Genomic DNA, 14,707 nt, shown 5'->3' on the forward strand with positions numbered 1-14,707 from the left:
TCTTGTGGACGAGCGGTGTACGACCCGCCCGCTGCGTGGTGGTTTCATGCGTCGAAGCCGAGGACTTCACCCGTCGCGGGCGCGAGATCACGCGGAGAAACGGCACGGGCCGGGGCGTGGAATCTCGTCGGGGTCGCGCGTCGGTGTGGCGACGGCAGCCAACTCGGGGGTCGTGAGCCGTACCCGGAGATCGAGCCGTGCGGTCTGGCCGGGGGCCACCTGCGCCGACCATTTGACCACCTCGCGGCCGTCATGGACCCCTCCGGCGAACCCCGGTGGCGCACCGTCGCTCGACGTGCGCCGTTCGAGCAGTTCGGCTCCGGGCGGCAGGTATATGTACACGCCCGTGAGCGCGTCGCCGGGCGGCACGCCGTACTCGCCATCCCCGGTCACGTAGGGCGGCAGCGAGTCGGGGTCGGGGGCGTCGTTGCGCAGCTCGACGTGCAGCGACGCCGTGTCGGCGGTGCACCACGCGGTCTCGACGACCGGATGCAGGTAGGTGTCCATCTTGGAGCCCGTGCCGTCGTTGAGGTAGACGCCGAACGTGCCGCGCCGGGCGTCCGCGGCCGGCAAAGCTCCCTGCAGCGTCGATCCGTCGAGGATCGCCTGCTCGGCGGCATCCGCGTTCCAGACGAGCAGGCGGCGCTCGCGGGCGGCCCTGGTGACCGCCTCCACCAGGGCCTCGGGATCGACATCGCCATCGGCGAGAGCCTGGAACACCGCCGCCGAGGCGCTCTGGAAGAAGGCGTCCTGCTCGCGCGGGTCGGGATAGCGGCGATACGACTCCTGCAGCAGGAGCGCAACGGCGTCGTCGGCGCTCAGCTCGTCGCCCGAGGGCAGGCGCACGGGACCCGTCGCCCGCAGCAGGTATGACAGCGTCACGGGGTCGAGGGCGATCACGCTGTCGACGGTCGTCCCGTGCGCACGGCGCCACATCTCCCGCGCGAGCGGGGCCCCCACCGAGAAGTCGGGCACCTGTGTGGTGTTCTGCAGGAACCGGGCGGGCCGGGTGTCGTAGATGCTCTGCACGTCGTCGGGGAGGGCCGCCACGGGCGTGCCGGCCGTCGCGGCGAAGTCCGCGGACGACGCCTGCGCCGTGAGGGTCATCCGCCCCTGCGCTGTGTCGAGCTGGGCCACGGCGCCGACGACACCACCGAGCGAGCGCCATTCCGCGTTGTTCTGGAACAGCACCAGGGTGGAGCGCTGGCGGTCGGCGCCGAGCATTGCGGGAAGGAGGGCCGTGGTGCGCCGCAGAACGTCCGCCGTGTCGGCCGCGGAACCGAGCAGGTCGCCGGCACGCGAGACGTTCTTCGCGACGCGTCCGAGGAGGGGCGTGCGATCGATCCCGGCGACGCGGTCTGCCGCTTCCCGCAGTGCGGTGGCGGCGTCGGCGGCCGCGGGAGCCATGGCGGTCAGGGGGGAGACGTCGACGACCCCGTCGACCGGGCGCAGGGCGCCGGCCGACAGACCGGCCGACGCGCGGGCGAGGGGCGCGAGGGCGGTGACCGCGTCGTCGACCGCCGCGGCCGTGTCGGACACCGCCGACAGCTGCGGTCCGACCCAGGGGAGCCTTTCGGCGAAGCCCCACACAGGGTCGGCGGTCAACGCGCGCGCGGCGGAGGTGTCCACTGCCACGACGCGCAAGGCCTCCGCTGCGGTCGCGGACGCGTCGACGGTGCTCGGCATCGCCGACAGCGCCGTCCGCGCCTGAAGCAGGTGCCCCTGGGCGAGCGCGGCTCGAACGCCCACCCACGCCGCGAGGGCGAGCCCGGCCACGGCGACGAGACAGACGGCTGCGGCGAAGATCCTGCGCGGATGAAGCGGCGCGAAACGAGGGGAGTCCGGCACGCGAACACCCTAGACGCGCGATCAAGACGCTTCGGAGCCGTCGCCGGCGGGGACGAACCGGTCCGGAAGGGAAGAACCCGGCGGCGCAAGACGGTGGATCCCCGTTGATCACCCGCCGATTCACCCGTGTGCCCTCGGGCGGATGGGCCGTCGCTGAGGGCGAGTGCCCATGGCGTCGCCGGCGCGGGGTCTACTCCCCGCGGCGGGGGCCGTTCGCGTTCGGTCCGTCTGCGTCAGGGCGTGGAGTCGTCGATGAGTGCGGGCAGGACGACTGTCACCGTGGTGCCCACGCCGAGCTCGCTCTCGAGGAAGAGCGAGCCGCCCTGATCCTCCACGATGCCGCGGATGATCCCCATCCCCAGCCCCGTGCCGGGCGTTCCGCTCTCTCGCGCCGTACGGGCGCGGAAATAGGGGTCGAACACACGGTCGAGGTCGTCGGAATGGATGCCGATACCGGTGTCGGTGAAGCGCAGGATCACGTCGTCGGGTGAGACCTCGCCGGAGACGCGGACGCTCCCACCCGAGGGGGTGTACTTGATGGCATTGCTCAGGATGTTGTCGAACGCCTGACGCAGACGGAAACCGTCGCCCGCCACGGCGGCCGTCGGCGGGAGTTCGTCGATCACGCTGACCCGTCGCGCCGCCGCCGCCGGTCGGAAGGAGGTCAAGGAGGAGGAGATGATGCGGCTCGCATCGGCCGCGACGGGGATCGTCGGCTCGCGGAACACGCCGCGCGACGTGGCGAGGATCTCGGAGATGAGCTTCTGCATGCGTTCGCCCGCTGCGGCGATGACCTCGAGTTCCTCGCGCACCTTCGGGGCGAGGTCGGTCCGGTCGAGGACGAGGTCGGCGTGACCGATGATCGCCGTGAGCGGATTGCGGAGTTCGTGCGATACCGTTGCCGCCAGCCGTTCGCGGGCGCGTTCGGATTCGATCAGGGCCGTCACATCGTGCACGATCAGCAGCGTGCTCTCGGGCTCGTCGGATGAGATCAGCCGCCGCGTCGACACGGACAGCGCGTGCCACTCGCCGCGGGTGTCGAACAGCCAGACGCGCTCGTCGGCGAACTGCTCGCCCCGGGCGGCGCGGGCGAAGAGCCGCTCGTTGTCGGGGACGGGCTCTCCGCGCAGCGTCGCGTACTCGATCGCGCCCCCGGGGCGCTGCGGCTCGTCGCGTTCGATCCCGTACAGGGAGACGTAGGTGTCGTTGAGCGCGAGTACCTCCCCGTCCGCCGAGAGGCGCGCGATGCCGGTGTCGAGACCGTTGAGCATCTGCGACACCCGTCGCTCCTGGCCCGAGACGCGTTGCAGCGTCCCCTGCAGGCGTTTGGCCTGCCGCCGCAGGAGTTGCTTGAAGGCCCGGGTCTGACGGGTCGAAAGATACGTGGTGATCGCGATGAAGGTCAACGAGAGCAGCACGACGAGGAACCGCAGCGCCGAGGAGGGCCCGGTGGCGTTGAGGGTCGCGTCGAGGAGGATGATGACGCCGACCGCGCCGAGCGCGGAGACGAGAGCGACCAGCGTGAAATGCGTGGCGATCCACATGATCGGGAACACCCAGAAGAACCCGAAGCGCAGGTCGGTGCCGATGCTCATCAGCCCGATGGCGACGATGTCGCCGAACGGGATGACGGACACCGCGGCGCGGGGCAATCTGTGCCAGGGGACCACGATGGCGACGGCTGTGAGGGCGATGACGACGCCGACGCCGGCCGAGAACGGCCAGTACGCGAAGAGCGCCGGCTCGATCACCTGGACGAGCAGCACGGTGATCATGACGCTCGCGCCCAGGATGAGCTGGTGCAGCCACACCGATCGGGTGCGGCCGCCGAGCCCGCCCACGTCGTCGTCGCGAGCGCCGTCCGCCGACGCAGGCGAGGTGCTTCTGCGGACGGCCATGACGCCGAGCTTATCCACCGCACTGCGAAGGGTCGGCGAATCGGTCATCGGCGACTGACTGCTTTCGTGGCCCGGCAACACGCGCGCGTCATCCACCGTCGAGCGGGCCGCGGCGCGAACGGCGATGCCGGGGGGCCATCAGCGCGGACACCGCGTCGACGGTCCGTACACAGGAGTGCTCGAAAGCGAGGACCGGTACGTCGTCGTAATCGAGGAGGAACATCCGTCGAGCGAAGGCACGCCGGACGGACGACTCCATCGCGGTCGTGTCGATCGCGGCGGGCGCGATGACGAAGACGGTGTCGCGCGATGGCAGGCCGGTCACCGCCTCGGGCAGTGCGTCGTCGACGGCGTCCGCGACGGCCTCGAGCAGCAGCCTGCCCTGCCTGGCGCTGTGGGCCGTTCGGATGAGGTGGATCTCGGGCAGACGGATGAGCGTGGCATTCGCACCGTCGTGAGCCTCGATGAGCCGCGCGGTCTCGCGCCGGAGCGCCCCTCGGTCGTGCGCCGGCGTGCCGGGCGAGGGGCGGTCATCGAGCTGTCGGCCGACCCGGACGGTGCCGACGGCGACGGCGACGATGACGCCCGCGCTGACGAGAGCCGTCGCCTCGGGGGAGACGGCCCCGGGCTGCGTGAGCGAAGCCGCCCCCGCCGTCAGGGCGACGACGAGTCGTGCGGCGCTGTAGGCGGCGTACAGGGCCAGACTCCCCACGAGCAGGCTCGCACCCGGGAGAGCGCCGAACGGTCGACGGGCGCACTCGAAGGCGCCGAGAACCGCGAACGCGAAGAGCCCGGCGGTCTTGAGCACCGTCGCATCCTCGAGTGGGATGAGGAAGGTCAGCCCCAGCAGGAAGACGCCGACCGAGACGATGCCGATCGCGCCGACCGTGCGACGGTGGTTGAGGCGCCGGGCCCCCGCCCACAGCAGACCCGCGGCCATCACGTTCGTCGCGTTACCGCCCGCGGCTGCCGCCGTCCCGCCCCCGGTCGCCTCCAAGACGTTCATCGCGCCGCACAGCAGAGCGGCGATGGCGGCCACTCCGAAGTAACGGACCATCTCCGCCCGCTCACCGCCCCGATCGTCGTCGGGTCGCCCGTGGGCGAGGTAGAGGATCGCGGCCGCGACGCCGGCGGCGGTGATGGAGCAGAGGAGGGCGAGGACGATCACGTGAAGGGTGTCCTCGAACGGCGCCGAAAATCTTGAGGGAATCTTGCGGGGACGGTGTCACGTGCACGCGGGAGCGTTGCGGCCGACCCGCCAGAGTGGTCATCGATCGGCGAATCGAGCGGAGGGAGGGGATCGCAGCCATGACCGATGCGCCCCGCGTCCCTTCGCGCACCCGTCCGCGTCCGTCCGCCCCGGGGGCGGACGACCGGCCCGCCGACGAGCTCACGGCTGTGCTCGACGACACGCGCCCGCACCGCTCGACCATCGGGTGCATCGTCCTCGCCTCCGAGCACGCCTCCTCGATCGCGGACGCCATCGCGGCCCTGCTGACGCAGACGCGGGTGCCGGACGTCATCCATGTGGTCGTCGCGAACAGCTCGGATGCGACGGTCGAGATCGCCTCGGACCTCAGCGGTCCCCACGAGCTGCACACCGAGCTCGGAAGCCAGCTCACCGAGGTGTTCGTGCACGACATCGGCGCCGACTCCGGCGAGAGGGCGGGCGCTCTCAACTACGGCTACTTCCTCGTCGAAGGCTACGACTACCTGCTGAGCGTCGACGGTGACGCCGTCGCGCACCCCCGAGCCGTGGAGCGCCTCGAGGCGGAAGCCCGCTCGGATAGCCGCATCGGCGGCGTGTCTGCGATCCGCGAGATCGCGGCCGGGCCGGTCGACGGTCCGATGGCCCGCTTCCTCCTCGCCGGGCAGCGCGCACAAGGAGCGAGATCCGCGCTGCAGAACCTCTCCCGCCGGAACGCGGCCGTGCTCGGGGGTCCTCTGTCGATCTTCTCCGTCGCCGCGTTGCGGAACGTGATGGTCCAGACGCGCCGGACGACCCCCTGGGCCGAGGACGCGGATGCCGAGGGCCTCCTGCTCTCCCTGCACCTCAGGAACGCGGGCTATCTCACCAGCATCAGTCCCGGGGCACGCGTCGCGGTGCCGGGTATGACCACGTTGCCCGCCTACGCCGCTCACGAGGTGCGGAGGATCGCCGGAGGCATCGACCTGCTGTCGGCCGGTCAGCGAGGCGACCCGAACGCGCAGCCGCTTCACTCGACCCTGCGGGTGCTCTGGTCCGAGAACGCCGGCCTGCTCGCCGGGCTGTTCGTCCGCGTGGCGTTCCTGGTGCTGTCGGCGGCTGCACTGTCGACCGGGGCGGTGATGCTCTCGCCGTGGTGGCTGGTCCCGCCGGTCGTCACCGTGCTGTCGAACCTGCGCCTCGCGCTCGCCATGCGCAGGGCCGATCACGCCGATGTTCTCTTCGCGGCGCTGCTGATCCCCGCGGAGGCTTTCAGATGGGTGCGCATCGGTTGCGCCGCGCGATCGTGGTGCCGACGTCTGACGCAGGGAGCGCCCTACGACCGCGCCGCGCGGGGCACGGCGGACGGGGGTCTGGGTCGCTGGGCGCTGATGACCGCGGTGGCCGCCGCCGTGGTCGCGCTCGCCGCGGGGTGGGTGCAGTCCGCCGCGACGGTGCAGACCGCGGTTCTGAGCGTCGGCTGGAGTGTCGTCGGCGTGATCGCAGCGCTGCAGACCCTCGTGATGTTCTCTCGACTCGTTCGTCGTACCGAGGACGTCCGCCTCTGACGAACGCCCGACTTCGATCGCCCGAACGGTCGGAGGGGTGGGTGCCTCGGTCCCTCTGGGGATCGAGGCATCTGTTCTTCCCTCGGGCATCAGGAGCCGGACAGCTCCGACGTCAGGCGGTACCCGACCCCGCGCACGGTTTCGATGTAGAACGGGTTCACCGGACTGTCGCCGAGCTTGCGACGGAGGTTGGTCATGTGGGCTTCGATGGCTCGTTTGTCGGCGTCGCCGACGTAGTAGCTCGTCACGTAGGACTCGCCCCGCAGCACGAGCGTGAGATCCGCCTTGCTGCGGACACGGCGCTTGGACTCCATCAGGGTCGCGAGCAGGTCGAACTCCGTGCGGGTCAGCTCGAGGTCGTCTCCCCCGAGTCGCACGATGCGGCTGTCGGGATCGAGTCGGAGATCGCGATGCACGAGCCATTCGCCCTCGTCGGCGGCGTCGACCCCGGCGGGTCGGGGGGACCCGGACGTGTCCGCGGATGAGGGGGAGATGTCGACCACGGCGTCAGCGGCGGGCGTCGGTCGCCCCGCGCCGTTGAGGTGCGACGGCGCCGCCGCGCCGGATTCGCCCGCTCGCGGTCGACGGAGCAGGGCCTCGATCCGCGCACGCAGTTCGCGCGGGCGGAACGGCTTCACGACGTACTCGTCGGCGCCGGCGCCCAGACCGAGGACGACATCAGCCTCCTCCTCGAGGCCCGTCAGCATGATGATGTAGGTGTCGCTGCGCTGGCGGATCCGTCGGGCGGCCTCGAAGCCGTCGATCCCCGGCATGTTCACGTCGAGCGTCGTGATGAGCGGTTGATGCGTCGCGACGGCGTCGACTCCGTCGATGCCGTTCCCGACGGCGACGGTGGAGAACCCGGCCGACTCGAGGACCTCCGCCAGGAGATGACGGATATCGGGGTCGTCCTCGACGATCACCGCCGTCTTCGCGCGCTCGGTGCTGCCGCTCATCTGACCCACTCCTCCGCTTTCGCGCTTTCGCGCCCGCGTTCTCCCCCGAGAAGCGGTGTCGCATGGCGACGTGCGCAATCTTGGCACATTTCTTGGCGCACGCTCCGGTCGCACGTCGTGATGTCGTTATCCCAGTAGTCGACACTTCGGCCGGACCAGGTAAATAGTTCACGCTGGAAGGACGTATAGATTGGTTCGGTGGGAAAACTGGTTTACAACACCCTTGGTCACTCTTTCGACATCGAGGACCGGACGCTCTCTCATCTGCGGGTGGTCTTCATGAACAAACTCCGCCGAGGTGAGTCGTTCATGTTCCATTTCCCGATGTCCGACGGCAGCGGCACGCGTTCATTGTGGATATCGCCGTCGATCCCTCTCGTCTTCCACTTCTACGGGAGTCGACCGCCGCAACTGAACCGTCGCTGGATCGACGACCTGATGAACGAGGCGAGCGCTCCGCAGGGGCTGAGCGTGACGGCCGAGCCGGACCCGGATGCCGCACCGCGTCCGTGACGCGGGTCAGGTGCACTCGGAGTCGACGACCTCGCGAACCCGGTCGAGAAAAGCGGCAACCTGATCTGCGGTGCCGTCCGGGAGTGCGGCGGCGAAGGCACGGATCTGCGCCGTGACCGGATCGACGGCATCCGGGTCCGCGCCGCGGTCGAACGGGACGATGAACTTGCTGCGGCGATCGGTCGGATTGACGACGAAGGCGATCAGGCCGCCGGCATGGAGTCGGTCGAGCATCCCCGTGACCGAGGCGGCCGAGATCCCGAGATGCTGAGCGATCTCGCTCGGGGTGACGGTGGCGCCGTGGTCGGCGCGATCGAGGATCACGCGCATGGCGGCGCGGGCGTTCTCGCTGGGGCCGCATTCCGACTGACGTCGGCGGGCGAGGCGGGCCTCGGCGAGGCGGAGGCGTTCCACCGCTCGGGCGGCGGTCGTCGCGGCGTCGTCTTCGATCTCGATCGTCATGCGTCTCCTCGAGTCTTCAGCCACCCCTGAAGACATCCTAGTTAGCTGACTGAGAATCCAGTCATTCGATCTAATGCGACCTATGTGCGGCGCGCGTCTCGCGATGACGTTCGTCGAGAATTCACTTTGCGATAGTTAGGCCACCTAGTAAAATTCGACGCGCGGGGAATTCCCGAAGGAGGCGTCGATGGGCTCACTGTTCTATGGCTCCTCTGCGAGTCCCATTCGAATGCCGGATCGAGTTCTCGCCCACGTCAAGGTGGTCGTCGCGACGAAGCTGCGCCGAGGCGAGAGTTTCACGCTGTCGTGGCGTCATCCCGCGGGGGAGCAGGCCGGACGAAGCACGATCTGGCTGCAGCCGTCCATTCCCCTTCGGTTCGTCTTCGGTTCGCCCGAGCCCGACCCGCTCGACAACGCCGTGTTGCAGGCGTACGCGGCGGCCGCGAACTCCTCGAGCGGTCTCACCGTCGACCTCGAACCCCACGCGGAGCTCGCCCCGCACGAGGTCGACGCCCGCTAGTCACCGGCGACCGCGAGCGTGGCGATGCGCGATCGCCGACATCCACTGCATGCCCGGACACGGCGGTGCCGCGCGACCGCGCATGCGCTCCCACGCCTCGACGTAGATGCCCTCCAGCAGGGCGTCCGCCTCGGCCGCGACCCCCGTCAGCGACAGAAGGACCGCGTACACCCGCGGCGCCGTCGCATCGTAGAACGCGACGAACGCCTCGCAGTCGCCGGTCGCGGCCCGCGCGAGCAGGCCATCGAGATCCTCCTCGTGCGTCGCTGCGGAAGCGGCGTCGGTCAGGGTCACGGTGCACCTCCTTCATGGACCGTTCCAGTCAATCGGGCACGGTCGGGGACGGCCCGGGGTTGCGCAATCGGGACGGGTGCCGTAGCGACCGCCGACGACGGGCGCAGAGCTCGTCAAGCCCGAGGGGCCGGCCGGGTGGTCGCACTACCGTGGCGCCATGAGATCCTTCGTGCGCTGGTCGCTGGCCGCTGCCATGATGTTCGCCGGCGTCGCCCACCTCACCTTCGCGCGGCGCGATTTCCAGGCGCAGGTGCCCGACGCGCTCATCGAGCACGGCCCGCTGGACCGGGATGCCGTGGTGGTGGCATCCGGGGTCGTCGAGGCCGCATTCGGTCTCGCCCTCGTCGCGCTTCCTCGGGAACGTCGACGCATCGGCGCTGCGCTCGCGGCCTTCTTCATCGCCATCTTCCCCGGCAACATCGACCAGTGGCGAAAGGGCCGGTCGGCTTTCGGACTCGACACCGATCAGAAGCGCCTCACCCGCCTGTTCTTCCAGCCGCTGCTGGTCGCTGCGGCGTGGTGGTCGACCCGCTGATCGCCCATGGCCGACGTCGTCAGCCTCGAGCTCGTGTTCGACGGCGCGTCCGAGGCGGCGGTGCGCCGCGAGTGGGAGGCACTCGTCGCGGCTGATCTGCCGAGTCAGGCGCGGCACACCGGTGAGAGCAACCGGCCGCACGTGACCCTGCTCGTGCGGCCGGAACTTCCCCGCGGCGACCTCGGGGCGCTCGCCGCCGACCTGCCGCTCCGTCTCACGCTCGGGGCGCCGTTGCTCTTCGGCGTCGGGCGATCCCGCGTCATCGCGCGCTCCGTCATTGCGTCGCCCGAGTTGCTGGCGTTCCACACGCGCGTGCACGAGCTCGCCGGCGCGGGCGATGACGCACCTCACACCCTGCCCGGGGCCTGGACCGCGCACGTCACCCTCGCACGTCGAGTGCCCCTCGACCGGGTGGGGGAAGCGCTGGGGGTGATCGCCGATGCCGGCGGGAGCGAACTCGCCGTGACCGCGACGGGGGTGCGCCGATGGGATGCCGCGACGCGAACGGTGTCGGACCCGCTTCGACGTGGGACGCTGGAGGGGTGCTGACCGACGACGCGCGTTCCTTTCTGAGCGACTACCACCTGGCCACCCTCTCGACCGTGGGCCGCTCCGGCCGGGTGCACGCCGTGCCCGTCGGGTTCACGTACGAAGACGGCATCGTGCGGGTGATCGGATCGCGCGGCACGCAGAAGTTCGTCAACGCCGCGCGCAACGGGCGCGCATCGATCTGCTCCGTCGACGGGGGACGGTGGCTCAGCTTCGAGGGCCCTGCACGGGTGACGGACGCCCCGGACGCCGTGGCTCACGCGGTCGAGCTCTACGCCGCCCGGTACCGTCAGCCGCGGGTCAATCCCGAACGAGTCGTGCTGGAGATGACCGTGGAACGCGTCCTGGGGTCGGCGTCCTTCCGATCCTGACCGACGCCCCGCAGGGTGAAGGCCGCACGCACGACGTGCAAGATACCCTCACCCCACGGTGTCGTTCACAGCGCGCGGAGCTTCTCCAGCAGCGGCTCGGCGATCTCGTCGACGAAGCGCTGCTGCTGCTCGTCGCCGACCTGCACGATCGCGATGTCGGTGAAGCCGGCGTCGATGAAGGGGCGCACGCTCTCGGCGAGTTCGTCGAGGTCGGGACCGCACGCGATCGACTCCGCGACGTCTTCGGGGCGTACGAACTGCGACGCGCCCGCGAAACCAGCCGGAGTCGGCAGGTCGGCGTTGACGGCCCAGCCGCCGGCGAACCACCGGAACTGGTCGTGGGCGCGGGCGATCGCGGCATCCTTGTCGGGGTCCCAGCTGATGGGGATCTGCCCGATCTTTCGCGATTCACCCTCGTGGTGGGCGTCCCAGCCCTGCACGATCCCGGCATCCGGCTCGGTGGTGATGAGGTGGTCGCCGAGCGGGGCGAATCGCTGGATCGAGTGCTCCCCCGAGACCGCCACCCCGATCGGGACGCCGCCCTCGGGGGCGTCCCACACGCGGGCGGAGTCGACGCGGAAGTACTCGCCGTCATAGGTGACGAGGTCGCCGGTGTGCAGGGCGCGGATGATCTCGATCGCCTCGACCAGCATGTCCTGCCGGGCGTGCACCGCGGGCCAGCCCTCGCCGACCACGTGCTCGTTGAGATTCTCGCCCGAGCCGAGACCGAGGGTGAAACGGCCCTCCGACAGCAGCTGCAGGGTCGCCGCCTTCTGCGCGACCACGGCGGGGTGGTATCGCACGGTCGGGCAGGTGACGTAGGTCATCAGCTCGACGTTCGACGTGGCGTGCGCCACGGCGCCCAGCACCGTCCACGCATACGGGGCATGGCCCTGGCTCGTCAGCCACGGCGAGTAGTGATCGCTCGAGACGAGGAAGTCGTAGCCGGCGCGCTCGGCGCCGACGGCGTAGTCGACGAGTGCCCGGGGGCCGCTCTGCTCGGTCATGAGGGTGTAGCCGAATCGCGTCATGTCGGCCACGGTAGGGCGCGGCATCCGCCCTCCGACCGGGGTTGCGAACCGGCGCCGGATACGACAGCGGCCCGTGGCTCTCGCCGCGGGCCGCACGTGCGGAGGGTCAGTCCTCGGGAGCGTGGATGACCTTCTCGCCGTCGAAGGTCTCGCGCTGCTTCGCCTCGCGGTCGTTGCGGGTCTTGCGCAGACTCAGCCAGGTCGCGATCCCGACCGTGGCGGCGATGAACAGCAGCGAGAACCAGATCGGGATCTCGGGCGCCCACAGCATCGGCTCGCCGCCGTTGATGAAGGGCAGCTCGTTGACGTGCATGGCGTGCAGCACGAGCTTCACGCCGATGAAGGCGAGGATGACGGCGAGGCCCTGCGCGAGGTAGACCAGGCGCTCCAGCAGACCGCCGATGAGGAAGTAGAGCTGACGCAGGCCCATCAGTGCGAAGGCGTTCGCGGTGAAGACGATGTACGCCTCCTGGGTCAGGCCGTAGATGGCGGGGATCGAGTCGACCGCGAAGACCAGGTCGATGAAGCCGATGGCGATGATCACGAGCAGCATCGGGGTGACGAACGTCTTGCCGTTCTTGCGGACGGTCAGCTTGTCGTCGTTGTACTCCTCGCTCACGGGGAGGATGCGACGGACGAAGCGCATGAACTTGCCGTTGGCGGGGTCGCTCTCACCGTGCGAGAAGGCCTGCTTGTAGGCCAGGAAGAGCAGCAGGGCGCCGAAGATGTAGAAGATCCACGAGAAGTTCTCGATCAGTGCGGCGCCGACGGCGATGAACGCACCGCGCATGATGAGCGCGATGACTATGCCGATCATCAGCACCTTCTGCTGGTACTTCTTGGGCACCGCGAACCCGGTCATGATGATCAGGAACACGAAGAGGTTGTCGATCGACAGCGCCTTCTCGGTCAGGTACCCGGCAAAGTACTCGCCGCCGTAGGTCCAGCCCGAGAACACCCCGACGCCGACGCCGAACAGCAGCGCCAGGCCGATGTAGAACGCCGACCAGCGGGCGGACTCGCCGACGGTGGGTTCGTGGGGCTTTCGCACGTGGGCGAAGAACTCGAAGACGAAGAACGCGATCGTGACCGCGATGGTGATGATCCAGACGAGGGGTGTGACGCCCAAGACGGCCTCCAAGGGAAATCGGTGTACAGCAAGACACCAAGGTCTCCTCCACCCGGCGAGACGGGCCGACGTCCCGGGTTCACGATGGCGTGGACCGTACTGACGAGATCGTCGCGGTGGGAGTACTCCCCTTGCTGGCCACGATTCTACGGGATGCCGTGTGGGGAGCAGGCACTGGACGGTGCTTCTCGGGGTGTGGTAGCGGCCGGAGCTCTCCTTCGCCCCGGCCGCCCCTCCTCGCCTTACACCGGCACCCCGAACTCGCGGACCGTGATGCCGGAGAACGTGGCGGGGCCACCGTCGGTGTAGAGAGAGATGCCGGTGTCGCCGTCGAGGAAGTGCACCTGCTGCGACAGCACCGTGTGGCCGGCGTTGACGAACACCTCCACGCTCTGACGGTCGACGAAGATCCGCAGGTGCACGCGGCGTGCGGCGGGATCGATCGGTGCCGCCGCACGCGTGTACGGCGCGAGCGTGTAACCGCTGCGTTCGGACGGCCCGCGGTCGACGTAGAGGTCGGAGCCGTACGTGCCGATGTTCGTGTGCCGCGAGCCGTCGGCGGAGCGTCCGACCGAGACGCCGACGTTCGTGGCATCCGTCCACGAGATGTCGAGCTCGAGCTCGTACGCGCGGCCGGTCCACGGCAGCACCGCGCTTGCGGTCACGGTGCGGTCGGGGAAGGTCACCGTCGACGTCGCCCGACCCGCGAGCGCGGCGATCGGGGCGCTGAGCAGGCTGTACCACCCGCCCGCCTGTCGCTCGAGCCGCAGCTCGCGCACGATCGAGTTCTGGCCGTTGTAGCCGTCGGTGACGTCGGTGGGCACGTCGCGGGCGGCGTACTTCCAGTTGTTCATCCACCCGATCGCGAGGCGCTTCGTCTCGGGCGCCTCGATGCTCGGCCAGGTCACCGCGCCGTACCAGTCCCATCCCCAGTCGAGCCACTGCGGGGTGAGGTCGTCGGCGACGAAGGTCGTGCCGTTCCACTCGCCCATCCAGTAGGCGTAGGTCATCGGCAGGCCGACCCCGTAGGCATCCATGCTGGCGCCCAGCACCCAGTGGCGACTGCCGTCGTTCGCCGTCATCTCGAACAGGTCGGGGCATTCGATGCCGCCGAGCTGCGGATCCGGGTAGTCGAAGTTGCTCTTCCACGTCCACTGCCGCAGGTTCGGCGAGGTGTAGAAGCCGGCGTACCGGGCGCGCCCCAGCGCCATGACCCACTCGCCGCGAGCGGCGTCCCAGTGCACCTTCGGGTCGCGGCACCACTCGGCGTTGTCGATCTCGGCGGGGGTCTGCGCGGTGCGTCCGTCGGTGTTGACGAGCACGGGATCGGGCAGCATCGTGAAGCTGAAGCCGCCGTCGGTCGACCAGTACAGATACTGCTCCTGATACTTCCGGATGCCATCCGTCGGGCGCGTGGCCAGCGCGATGACCGCGCCGGCTCCGAACCCGGCGGTGTTCTCCGTGTCGACGACCAGGCACCCCGACCACACCGGCACGCCGTTCGTGAGCGGCATCACCGTGCCGTGGTGCGTGAAGCTCACGCCGTCGGTGGTGGCGTGGTCCCATCCGCCGGGTCCGTTGTTGACGTCGGAGTGCAGGTAGTACAGCTGGTACTGCCCGCCCGAGACGATCGGACGCTGCGGGTCGCATAGCCACGCGGTCGGCGGCGTCATGTGGAACACCGCGCGTTGCGACGCGGCCTGCGCCCGGGCGGCCGGTGCGACGGGGGAGGCCAGGGCGAGCCCGAAGGCTCCGATTCCGGCGCCCTGCAGAAGACTGCGACGGGAGATCTCGAACGGCATGATGGTGCTCACTTCCTCGTGATCGGCGGGCGCGACCATGCACCC

Annotated in this window: 15 protein-coding genes; 6 read left to right on the top strand and 9 right to left on the bottom strand. The window is 69.7% G+C overall.

The window, feature by feature from the left end:
* Nucleotides 1–87 precede the first annotated feature (87 nt).
* The 3 genes from AS029_RS01935 to AS029_RS01945 all read right to left on the bottom strand — a co-directional run bounded on the left by AS029_RS01935 (nucleotide 88) and on the right by AS029_RS01945 (nucleotide 4,914).
* Entirely contained in the window at nucleotides 88–1,848 is a 1,761-nt protein-coding gene (locus tag AS029_RS01935) for a DUF4012 domain-containing protein (RefSeq protein WP_074615797.1), read from the bottom strand.
* Between the two features lie 233 nt (nucleotides 1,849–2,081).
* Nucleotides 2,082–3,746, bottom strand: a complete 1,665-nt coding sequence (locus AS029_RS01940) for an ATP-binding protein (RefSeq protein WP_082642132.1) — start codon at nucleotides 3,744–3,746, stop codon at nucleotides 2,082–2,084.
* Nucleotides 3,747–3,834: 88 nt separating this feature from the next.
* Nucleotides 3,835–4,914, bottom strand: a complete 1,080-nt coding sequence (locus AS029_RS01945; RefSeq protein WP_058230899.1) for a hypothetical protein — start codon at nucleotides 4,912–4,914, stop codon at nucleotides 3,835–3,837.
* Nucleotides 4,915–5,054: 140 nt separating this feature from the next.
* On the opposite strand from AS029_RS01945, the gene AS029_RS01950 reads away from it, so the two are divergent.
* A complete protein-coding gene (locus tag AS029_RS01950) occupies nucleotides 5,055–6,500 on the top strand; it encodes a glycosyltransferase (RefSeq protein WP_058230900.1) in 1,446 nt (481 codons plus the stop codon).
* An 89-nt stretch (nucleotides 6,501–6,589) separates the two neighbouring features.
* Here the strand turns inward: AS029_RS01950 and AS029_RS01955 are convergent, their stop codons facing one another.
* Nucleotides 6,590–7,456, bottom strand: a complete 867-nt coding sequence (locus tag AS029_RS01955; protein ID WP_058230901.1) for a response regulator transcription factor — start codon at nucleotides 7,454–7,456, stop codon at nucleotides 6,590–6,592.
* Nucleotides 7,457–7,654: 198 nt separating this feature from the next.
* Here AS029_RS01955 and AS029_RS01960 point away from each other — a divergent pair, with 198 nt between their 5' ends.
* Entirely contained in the window at nucleotides 7,655–7,969 is a 315-nt protein-coding gene (locus tag AS029_RS01960) for a DUF7882 family protein (protein WP_058230902.1), read from the top strand.
* A 6-nt stretch (nucleotides 7,970–7,975) separates the two neighbouring features.
* Here the strand turns inward: AS029_RS01960 and AS029_RS01965 are convergent, their stop codons facing one another.
* Nucleotides 7,976–8,431, bottom strand: a complete 456-nt coding sequence (locus AS029_RS01965; protein ID WP_058230903.1) for a MarR family winged helix-turn-helix transcriptional regulator — start codon at nucleotides 8,429–8,431, stop codon at nucleotides 7,976–7,978.
* A 187-nt stretch (nucleotides 8,432–8,618) separates the two neighbouring features.
* Here AS029_RS01965 and AS029_RS01970 point away from each other — a divergent pair, with 187 nt between their 5' ends.
* Nucleotides 8,619–8,951, top strand: a complete 333-nt coding sequence (locus AS029_RS01970; RefSeq protein WP_058230904.1) for a DUF7882 family protein — start codon at nucleotides 8,619–8,621, stop codon at nucleotides 8,949–8,951.
* Here AS029_RS01970 and AS029_RS01975 read toward each other — a convergent pair whose 3' ends face one another.
* Nucleotides 8,952–9,245, bottom strand: coding sequence for a hypothetical protein (locus tag AS029_RS01975; protein ID WP_058230905.1), 294 nt, complete (start codon nucleotides 9,243–9,245; stop codon nucleotides 8,952–8,954).
* A 157-nt stretch (nucleotides 9,246–9,402) separates the two neighbouring features.
* On the opposite strand from AS029_RS01975, the gene AS029_RS01980 reads away from it, so the two are divergent.
* The 3 genes from AS029_RS01980 to AS029_RS01990 are packed head-to-tail and all read left to right on the top strand — an operon-like array spanning nucleotide 9,403 to nucleotide 10,700.
* Nucleotides 9,403–9,780 (top strand): DoxX family protein, encoded by a 378-nt coding sequence (locus tag AS029_RS01980; RefSeq protein WP_058230906.1) that lies wholly within the window; start codon nucleotides 9,403–9,405, stop codon nucleotides 9,778–9,780.
* 6 nt (nucleotides 9,781–9,786) lie between these two features.
* A complete protein-coding gene (locus tag AS029_RS01985; RefSeq protein ID WP_058230907.1) occupies nucleotides 9,787–10,329 on the top strand; it encodes a 2'-5' RNA ligase family protein in 543 nt (180 codons plus the stop codon).
* A complete protein-coding gene (locus AS029_RS01990) occupies nucleotides 10,323–10,700 on the top strand; it encodes a PPOX class F420-dependent oxidoreductase (RefSeq protein ID WP_251536270.1) in 378 nt (125 codons plus the stop codon). Before AS029_RS01985 ends, AS029_RS01990 begins: the two co-directional genes overlap by 7 nt.
* Before the next feature lie 65 nt (nucleotides 10,701–10,765).
* Here AS029_RS01990 and AS029_RS01995 read toward each other — a convergent pair whose 3' ends face one another.
* The 3 genes from AS029_RS01995 to AS029_RS02005 all read right to left on the bottom strand — a co-directional run bounded on the left by AS029_RS01995 (nucleotide 10,766) and on the right by AS029_RS02005 (nucleotide 14,662).
* Nucleotides 10,766–11,731 (bottom strand): LLM class F420-dependent oxidoreductase, encoded by a 966-nt coding sequence (locus tag AS029_RS01995; protein ID WP_058231187.1) that lies wholly within the window; start codon nucleotides 11,729–11,731, stop codon nucleotides 10,766–10,768.
* A 106-nt stretch (nucleotides 11,732–11,837) separates the two neighbouring features.
* A complete protein-coding gene (locus tag AS029_RS02000; RefSeq protein ID WP_058231188.1) occupies nucleotides 11,838–12,860 on the bottom strand; it encodes a TerC family protein in 1,023 nt (340 codons plus the stop codon).
* Nucleotides 12,861–13,102: 242 nt separating this feature from the next.
* Nucleotides 13,103–14,662 (bottom strand): glycoside hydrolase family 32 protein, encoded by a 1,560-nt coding sequence (locus tag AS029_RS02005; RefSeq protein ID WP_058231189.1) that lies wholly within the window; start codon nucleotides 14,660–14,662, stop codon nucleotides 13,103–13,105.
* Between the last annotated feature and the right edge of the window lie 45 nt (nucleotides 14,663–14,707).

It is taken from the genome of Microbacterium enclense (genome assembly GCF_001456955.1).
GTDB lineage: Bacteria > Actinomycetota > Actinomycetes > Actinomycetales > Microbacteriaceae > Microbacterium > Microbacterium enclense.

Excerpts from the sequence above, each read along its gene's own strand:
- AS029_RS01940 (WP_082642132.1), bottom strand. The coding sequence starts at position 3,746 with ATGGCCGTCCGCAGAAGCACCTCGCCTGCGTCGGCGGACGGCGCTCGC.
- AS029_RS01995 (WP_058231187.1), bottom strand. The coding sequence starts at position 11,731 with ATGACGCGATTCGGCTACACCCTCATGACCGAGCAGAGCGGCCCCCGG.
- AS029_RS01950 (WP_058230900.1), top strand. The coding sequence starts at position 5,055 with ATGACCGATGCGCCCCGCGTCCCTTCGCGCACCCGTCCGCGTCCGTCC.
- AS029_RS02005 (WP_058231189.1), bottom strand. The coding sequence starts at position 14,662 with ATGCCGTTCGAGATCTCCCGTCGCAGTCTTCTGCAGGGCGCCGGAATC.
- AS029_RS01965 (WP_058230903.1), bottom strand. The coding sequence starts at position 8,431 with ATGACGATCGAGATCGAAGACGACGCCGCGACGACCGCCGCCCGAGCG.
- AS029_RS01970 (WP_058230904.1), top strand. The coding sequence starts at position 8,619 with ATGGGCTCACTGTTCTATGGCTCCTCTGCGAGTCCCATTCGAATGCCG.
- AS029_RS01955 (WP_058230901.1), bottom strand. The coding sequence starts at position 7,456 with ATGAGCGGCAGCACCGAGCGCGCGAAGACGGCGGTGATCGTCGAGGAC.
- AS029_RS01980 (WP_058230906.1), top strand. The coding sequence starts at position 9,403 with ATGAGATCCTTCGTGCGCTGGTCGCTGGCCGCTGCCATGATGTTCGCC.
- AS029_RS01985 (WP_058230907.1), top strand. The coding sequence starts at position 9,787 with ATGGCCGACGTCGTCAGCCTCGAGCTCGTGTTCGACGGCGCGTCCGAG.